Origin of the sequence: uncultured Rhodococcus sp., from assembly GCF_963525155.1 — a bacterium.
Taxonomy (GTDB): domain Bacteria; phylum Actinomycetota; class Actinomycetes; order Mycobacteriales; family Mycobacteriaceae; genus Rhodococcus_F; species Rhodococcus_F qingshengii.
This window is the reverse complement of the sequence record NZ_CAURKP010000054.1, coordinates 22,706-30,367: the sequence shown is the minus strand read 5'-3', so window position 1 is coordinate 30,367 and position 7,662 is coordinate 22,706. Positions and strand designations below refer to the sequence as shown.

Annotated in this window: 6 protein-coding genes; 4 read left to right on the top strand and 2 right to left on the bottom strand. The window is 63.5% G+C overall.

Annotated features, from left to right (window positions below; all coding sequences use genetic code 11):
• A partial coding sequence (locus RWT78_RS13605; RefSeq protein WP_314676182.1) for an NAD(P)/FAD-dependent oxidoreductase occupies positions 1–1,323 on the top strand: 1,323 nt, incomplete at its 5' end.
• Positions 1,324–1,359: 36 nt separating this feature from the next.
• Here the strand turns inward: RWT78_RS13605 and RWT78_RS13600 are convergent.
• Complete coding sequence (locus tag RWT78_RS13600) at positions 1,360–2,877, bottom strand: PucR family transcriptional regulator (protein WP_314676181.1); 1,518 nt, start codon at positions 2,875–2,877, stop codon at positions 1,360–1,362.
• A 169-nt stretch (positions 2,878–3,046) separates the two neighbouring features.
• Here RWT78_RS13600 and RWT78_RS13595 point away from each other — a divergent pair, with 169 nt between their 5' ends.
• The 3 genes from RWT78_RS13595 (at position 3,047) to RWT78_RS13585 (ending at position 6,990) form a co-directional block, all read left to right on the top strand.
• Complete coding sequence (locus RWT78_RS13595) at positions 3,047–4,477, top strand: gamma-aminobutyraldehyde dehydrogenase (RefSeq protein WP_314676178.1); 1,431 nt, start codon at positions 3,047–3,049, stop codon at positions 4,475–4,477.
• 90 nt (positions 4,478–4,567) lie between these two features.
• Positions 4,568–5,467, top strand: coding sequence for a universal stress protein (locus tag RWT78_RS13590; protein WP_007727555.1), 900 nt, complete (start codon positions 4,568–4,570; stop codon positions 5,465–5,467).
• Positions 5,464–6,990, top strand: coding sequence for an APC family permease (locus RWT78_RS13585; protein ID WP_007727566.1), 1,527 nt, complete (start codon positions 5,464–5,466; stop codon positions 6,988–6,990). Before RWT78_RS13590 ends, RWT78_RS13585 begins: the two co-directional genes overlap by 4 nt.
• On the opposite strand, the gene RWT78_RS13580 is transcribed toward RWT78_RS13585, so the two are convergent.
• Complete coding sequence (locus tag RWT78_RS13580; protein ID WP_314676175.1) at positions 6,987–7,604, bottom strand: TetR/AcrR family transcriptional regulator C-terminal domain-containing protein; 618 nt, start codon at positions 7,602–7,604, stop codon at positions 6,987–6,989. The genes RWT78_RS13585 and RWT78_RS13580 overlap by 4 nt on opposite strands.
• Positions 7,605–7,662: the final 58 nt, after the last annotated feature.

Genomic DNA, 7,662 nt, shown 5'->3' with positions numbered 1-7,662 from the left:
GGCCCCTCTGGCCTGGCAGCTGCAACCGCGCTGCGCAAGGCCGGTTTGACCGTCGCTGTGATCGAAGCGCGCGACCGCGTCGGCGGCCGCACGTGGACCGACACCATCGACGGAGCAGTTCTGGAAATCGGCGGCCAGTGGGTCTCCCCCGACCAGACCGCCCTGATCGCCTTGCTCGACGAACTCGGCCTGAAAACTTTCGAGCGCTACCGCGAGGGCGAGTCCGTCTACATCTCGTCGGCAGGCGAGCGGACGCAGTACACGGGCGATTCCTTCCCCACGAACGACACCACGAAGAAGGAGATGGACCGTCTCATCGACGAGATGGACGATCTCGCAGCACAGATCGGCGCCGAGGAACCGTGGGCACATCCCCTCGCCCGCGATCTCGACACAGTCTCCTTCAAGCAGTGGCTGATCAATCAGTCCGACGACGCCGAGGCACGTGACAACATCGGTCTTTTCATTGCCGGTGGCATGCTCACCAAGCCCGCCCACTCGTTCTCTGCCCTGCAGGCCGTACTCATGGCCGCTTCCGCAGGCTCGTTCTCCCACCTCGTCGACGAGGACTTCATCCTCGACAAGCGAGTGATCGGCGGAATGCAGCAGGTATCGATCCGCATGGCAGAGGCCCTCGGCGACGACCTCTTCCTCAACGCACCCGTGCGAACGGTGAAGTGGAACGAATCCGGTGCAACGGTGTTGGCGGACGGCGATGTTCGCGTCGAGGCAAGCCGAGTGATCCTGGCCGTACCGCCCAACCTCTACTCCCGGATCTCGTACGATCCCCCGCTGCCGCGTCGTCAGCACCAGATGCACCAGCACCAGTCCCTCGGCCTCGTCATCAAGGTCCACGCGGTGTACGAGACGCCTTTCTGGCGCGAAGACGGCCTCTCCGGCACCGGCTTCGGCGCGTCCGAGGTAGTGCAGGAGGTGTACGACAACACCAACCACGAGGACGATCGCGGCACCCTGGTCGCGTTCGTCTCCGACGAGAAGGCCGACGCGATGTTCGAGCTTTCCGCCGAGGAGCGTAAGGCCACGATTCTGGCCTCACTTGCCCGCTATCTCGGCCCGAAGGCCGAAGAGCCGGTTGTGTACTACGAATCCGACTGGGGCTCGGAGGAATGGACCCGCGGTGCGTACGCAGCGAGCTTCGACCTCGGAGGCCTGCACCGCTACGGCGCGGATTCCCGCACGCCCGTCGGCCCGATTCACTTCTCGTGCTCCGACATTGCGGCCGAGGGGTACCAGCACGTCGACGGTGCCGTTCGGATGGGTCAGCGAACCGCAGCCGACATCATCGCTCGCAGCAAGGCCTGACGGCCGCTTTGCCAAGTCTCGATCATTGCCCGGCAGTCACGATTGCCGGGCAATGATCGAGAGCAGTAGTTCGGCCCGAACCCTGGCCACTTCCAGCCGACAGTCGATCAGGCTCTCCACCTTCGCCATTCGGCTCCGCAGTGTGTGCCGGTGAACGCCCATCGTGATGGCGGCCGCTTCCCAGTGTCCGTTGGCCTCGAGAAATGCCCGCAGCGACGCCAGCAGTTCGGTGCCGTTGTCACGGTCGTAGTCCTCGATCGGTGTGATCATCGTTTCCGCCAGCGTGTTGAGCACTTCACGCGTCGAATCGAAAGACAGCAGCACACTTCCGGTCAGAGCTGCGAATTCCAAAGGCTCGCCACCGATTTCCGCCGCCGACGCACACAACTGGGACTGTTCGACGGCGACCGCCAGCGCAGCGACCACCCGTCGCGCGCTCAAGCCGACACGAAGCGCGCGAATATCCGACCGCGATACCCCGCCGAGCAGCTCTCGGGCGAACTCGACGTCGTCGGTTCCACGCAGCAGCACCGTTACGCGAGTGTCGTTGATCCGCGAGAACAACTGGCGCCCTGCCTTGTTCATGAACTCGGCAATCTCGGCTCCGACGCGTCCCGCTACGTCGGACGTGTCGGCAAGAACTGTCAATCCTCGGATCATTCCCTCGCCGTCGGCGGCCTGCCTGATCTGTTGCCACGCCGGCGCCGGGTCGCGATCCTCGGTGAGCAGCAGCCCGAGGGCGTGCGAATTCAACTGATCCTGAGTAGCACGCAGGCGCGCAGGTTTCTCGAAGTCCAACGCCAACAACGAGTTCGCGTGACCGAGCAGTATCTGATCGACGTAGCTGAGCGCCGAAGCACTGATCACCGCCAGGTATCCGTACGGCGTTCGCCCGACGCTGATCTGCTGCACCGCGATCGACGCTCCAGACCTTGCGAGCGTCACGCTACTGGAGGCACCGCCCCCGAGAGTTGCTCGCAGTTCGTCGATCACGTCGTCCGTCGGCAGTTGAGGTGAGCTCTCGAGAACTCTTCCGGCGACGTCGAGAAGAAGCACCGTCGCCGAGGTTGCGATCGCCAGTTCACGCACGGTTGCGGCAGTTCCGCCGGAGATGACGGCACGCGTCATCCGCGGTTGCGCCCGCGACGCCCGGAGGACCGCTTCGTATTCCTGCTCTGCCAACCGGCTCATCACACGCTTGACGACGGCAGCAAAAGGCGTCGGCAGCGGCACCTCGATCAGCGGGAGTCCGATCTCGTCGGCGACGGCCACCAGGTCGGCCGGGACCTCGGGGTACGAGAGTCCGGTCCCGAATCCCACCGCCGCCACACCTGCCGCGTCGAGCATTCGGAGATAGCGGCCGCGCTTTTGCTGAGTGGACGGCAATCGGATGCCGGTGGTGAGGATGAATTCGCCGCCGGTCAACCACCGGAAAGGGTCGAGCAACTCCGTGGCGTGCGCAAATGTGATTTCGCGACCGACGCCCTGGGCGCCGCCTTTGAGTTCCAGCGCGAGGTCCGGCTGCGCCAACATCCACCGCACAGCGATCGTCATGGGCTGGACTGTACAACTCGGTGCGTCGGCGATCAAAGATTTCACCTTTTTGGCAGCTGCCTTTACTTGTGAGTCAGCGCACACTTGCTCACACACGCCCCACAAAGTGCGAGTTCCGTGCTGATCACCTCGGCCGGAACTCGTTCGACCTCGAGAGGAACCGGTACCGATGTCGATCGTCGTACTCGAGAACTACATCAACGGTGAATTCGTCGCCTCAGCCGCGACGGAAACACTCGACCTGATCAACCCCGTGGACGAGAGTGTGGTCGGGCGTACGCCGGTCTCCACGAAGGAAGACGTCGACGCCGCCGTCGAAGCCGCACAGAGAGCATTCGAGACCTGGGGCAAGACGACGCCGAGCGTGCGGCAGGCTGCACTCCTCAAGCTCGCCGACGCCATCGAAGCGCACAGCGACGAAATCGTCGCAGCCGAAAGCGCCAACACCGGCCAGGCCCACCAGATGATCGCCGACGAAGAGGTCAAGGTCGGAGCCGATCAGATGCGGTTCTTCGCCGGAGCCGCACGACTTCTCGAGGGCAAGGCGGCCGGAGAGTACATGGAGGGTTTCACCTCCTACGTCCGTCGTGAGCCGATCGGCGTCGTCGGTCAGGTCACGCCCTGGAACTACCCGTTCATGATGGCGCTGTGGAAGATCGGGCCCGCCCTCGCGGCCGGCAACACGATCGTCCTCAAGCCCAGCGACACCACACCGGGCAGCACGCTGGTCCTGGCGAAGCTCTCGAAGGGCATCCTGCCGGACGGCGTGTTCAACGTCGTGCTCGGCAACGGCGGAACCGGAGCGACGTTGGTGGAGAACCCGGCCCTCGGTCTCGTCTCGATCACCGGTTCGGTGCGGGCGGGCATCGCTGTCGCCGTGTCCGCAGCACAGCAACTCAAGCGCGCGCACCTCGAACTGGGCGGCAAAGCGCCGGCGATCGTCTTCGGCGACGTCGACATCAAGAAGACCGCCACCGGCATCGCCGAGGCAGCGTTCTTCAACGGCGGCCAGGATTGCACGGCGGCCACTCGCGTGATCGTTCACGAGTCCATCCACGATCAGCTCGTCGAAGCCCTCGTCCGGAATGCCGAGAAGCTGCGCCCCGGAGCGCCTTCCGATCCTGATGCCTTCTACGGCCCGCTCAACAACATCAACCACTTCAACGCTGTGAGCGACAAGATCGCGAACCTGCCGGCGTCGGCCAAGATCGTTACCGGCGGAAAGCGTTCGGGTGAAACCGGATTCTTCTTCGAGCCGACCGTCATCACCGGCGTCGCGCAATCGGACGACATCGTGCAGGAAGAGACTTTCGGTCCTATCCTCACAGTCCAGAGCTTCTCCGACGAGAAGGAGGCGATCACGCTTGCCAACGACGTTCGGTTCGGCCTGGCCTCGAGCATCTGGACCAAGGATCACGGTGTCACGCAACGCGTCTCCGCCGCTCTCGACTTCGGTGCGGTGTGGATCAACTGCCACATCCCACTCGTTGCCGAGATGCCGCACGGCGGCTTCAAGTATTCCGGTTACGGCAAGGATCTCTCGGCCTACGGAGTCGAGGACTACACCCGTCTCAAGCACGTCATGAGTTCGCACGACTGAGTCGCCGCCCCTCCTGCTGTGCGCCTTTATCAACCCCCCGCGGTTAATAAAGGCGCACAGCAGATTCCTCCAATCCGGAAAAGAGCCACCATGCGCCTTATCGTCGGATACCTCGCCACACCCAGCGGTAAAGACGGGCTGGTCCTCGGGGCCCAGCTCGCGCGCAGTCTCGGCGCGCAACTCGACATCTGCATGGTCCTCCCACCGGATCGGACACTGCCCGCCAAGGTTCCCTCGGAAGCCGGCTACGACGACATCCTCGCCGCGCGTGCACACGACTGGCTCGCCGAGGCGAAAGCGTCGGTGCCCGAGGACATCCAGGTGGAAGTACACCTGAGCTTCCACGAGTCGTTCGCTCAGGGCCTGCTCGACGAAGTGGACCGACTGAATGCGCTCGCGATCGTGGTGGGAGCTTCCGGCGACGGTCTGCTCGGCCGTCACGCGATAGGTTCGGTCTCGACCGAACTGCTTCACTCCGCCCATGTCCCGGTAGCACTGGCGCCTCGCGGAACGCGGCACTCGGCGGCCACTGCGATACGAGAGGTCACCTGTGCACTCGGCACCCGTGTCGGCGCCGACATCGTCTTGAACACCGCCGTGCGCGCCAGCGAACTGATGCAGGTTCCGCTGCGACTGGTCTCACTGGTAGCGCTCGACCCCCAGAACGATCTGCGAGATCATCGCGACACCGCCGAGTCGGCCAGGGAGCGTGCACGAAATCACGCTCAGGACACACTCGACGTCGCAAGAGCCGCGCTCCCCGCGGAGTTCCCCATCGAGGTCATCATTGCCGACGGATCTACCGTGGAATCGGCAGTGCGTCAACTGGACTGGCAGGACGGCGACCTCGTGATGGTCGGTTCAAGTCGACTCGCACAGCCCCGCAAACTGTTCCTGGGCTCGACCGCCGCCAAGATGCTGCGCGTACTGCCCGTACCCATGGTCGTAGTGCCCAAGCACGAATTCACCCAGCCGGAGGCACTGTCATGACCAGCACCGAACTGAGTTCCAAAGGACTCGCTACCGGCAAGATCGGCATGATCTCCGGCGCAGTACTCGGAATTTCCTCCGTGGCACCGGGTTACACCCTGACGGCCAGTATCGGATTGATCGTCGCTGCGGTCGGTCTCAAGATGCCCGCCATCTTCATCGCCGGCTTCATCCCGATGTTCCTCACCGCGTACGCGTACCGCGAACTGAACTCCGACACACCTGACTGCGGCGCGTCATTCACGTGGTCCACCAAGGCATTCGGACCGTACGTCGGCTGGATGTGCGGCTGGGGCATGGTGATCGCCACGATCATCGTGCTCTCGAACCTCGCTGCGATTGCCGTCGACTTCTTCTATCTGTTCATCGCGCGGGTGGTCGACAATCCGTCGATCGCCGATCTGCCGGGCAATAAATTCGTCAACGTCGGCACCACGCTGGTATTCATCGCGTTGGCCACCTGGATTGCCAGTCGGGGAATCACGACCAGCGAGCGCGTACAGTTCGCGCTCGTCGGCTTCCAGATGGTGCTGCTGGTCGTCTTCGCCGTCGTTGCACTGGTTCACGTCGGCGCCGGCGACGCCCCGGCCGGATTGTCCTTCGACCTGAGTTGGTTCAACCCGTTCAGCGGACTCGCCATCGGTGCGTTTGTCATCGGACTCACCGGATCGATCTTCGCGTTCTGGGGCTGGGATACCTGTCTCACGCTGGGCGAGGAGTCGAAGAACCCCAAGAAGACCCCCGGCCGCGCCGGTTTGCTCTGTGTCGCAACCATTCTCCTGACCTACCTGCTGGTCGCCGTTGCCGCGATGATGTACGCCGGCGTCGGCGAGGAAGGCCTCGGCCTCGGCAATCCCGACAACTCCGAGAACGTCTTCGGCGCTCTGGCCGACCCGGTCCTGGGCAACTGGGGCGGAATGCTTCTGTTCCTCGCGGTCTTCGTCTCTTCAGTCGCCAGCCTGCAGACCACGTTCCTGCCCGCGGCACGAACCATGCTCGCCATGGGTGCATACGGAGCTTTCCCCAAGAAGCTCGCCGAGGTCTCGCCTCGGTTCCTGGTGCCGTCGTACGCGACCGTCGTGGCCGGCGCGGTAACCGCAGTGTTCTACAGCGTCGTCACGTTCCTGTCCGAAAGTGCTCTGCTCGACACGATCGCCGCACTCGGCATCATGATCTGCTGGTACTACGGCATCACCGCATTCGCGTGCGTGTGGTACTTCCGCAAGACGCTTTTCGAGAGCGTACGAAACTTCGTCTTCCGGCTCGCGTTCCCACTCATCGGTGGCCTCATGCTGCTTGCGGTGTTCGTCATTTCGGTCCAGGAGAGTATGAATCCGGACAATGCCAGCGGAGCATCCATCGGCGGAATCGGCCTGGTCTTCTTCCTCGGCTTCGGAATCCTCATCCTCGGCGCGGTCCTGATGATGGTCATGCGAGTGCGCAATCCCGAGTTCTTCGAGGGCAAGACCCTCAACCGCGACACGGAGGCTCTGCGCGACGAGAACGACCTCAGCGTGTCCTAGGAGACAGTAGATTCGGGGGCCTGCGCGATCAGGCCTGCCATCAACACCCGCAAGCCGAATTCGAAGGCGGCGTCGGCACGTTCGGGATTTTTCCCGGATGTTGCCAACGCCGCCTTCATCGCGTCGTTGGCTTCGGGTCCCGACGCCCACTGGACGTCCGGCGCCGCCAGGTCCAAGGCCGAACCGAGAACAAAACTGTCGACGGTCGTGATCGCGTGCAGTGTTTCGGTCGGGTCGAAGCCACCATCGGCAAATGCCTGCGCCAATGCGTTGTACAGAGTGAACGCCACACCGGCCTGCACCGTCTGGGCAGTGAAGAGCGGAATCAGACGAGGATGCGCGGCGTAGCTTCGCCGGTACTCGGCTGCCAGCGCCGCGACGGTCTCACTCCAGGTCCCCGAGGCCGACTCGACGTCGATTCCTGCCATCAGCTGAGCCCTCATCAGTTCGACGATCTCGGCTCGTCCGGAAACGTGGTTGTAGAGCGAGGACGGTCGAACCTTCATTCTTGCGGCGAGTCCCGGCATGGTGAAGTCGCCGGATTCGTCCACCGACTCGATCGCTGCCTCGGTGATGATCGCCGGTGAGAGCAGTCGTTGCGATGGCCGCGGCATATGTCCTCCTGTAGTGATCCACACCGTTCGGGGCGCTGCAAAAAACAATTCCTCGAAA

What these genes read in the sequence shown, in the direction of transcription:
- RWT78_RS13590 (WP_007727555.1), top strand. Translation starts at nt 4,568, where the DNA reads ATGCGCCTTATCGTCGGATACCTCGCCACACCCAGCGGTAAAGACGGG.
- RWT78_RS13580 (WP_314676175.1), bottom strand. Translation starts at nt 7,604, where the DNA reads ATGCCGCGGCCATCGCAACGACTGCTCTCACCGGCGATCATCACCGAG.
- RWT78_RS13585 (WP_007727566.1), top strand. Translation starts at nt 5,464, where the DNA reads ATGACCAGCACCGAACTGAGTTCCAAAGGACTCGCTACCGGCAAGATC.
- RWT78_RS13595 (WP_314676178.1), top strand. Translation starts at nt 3,047, where the DNA reads ATGTCGATCGTCGTACTCGAGAACTACATCAACGGTGAATTCGTCGCC.
- RWT78_RS13600 (WP_314676181.1), bottom strand. Translation starts at nt 2,877, where the DNA reads ATGACGATCGCTGTGCGGTGGATGTTGGCGCAGCCGGACCTCGCGCTG.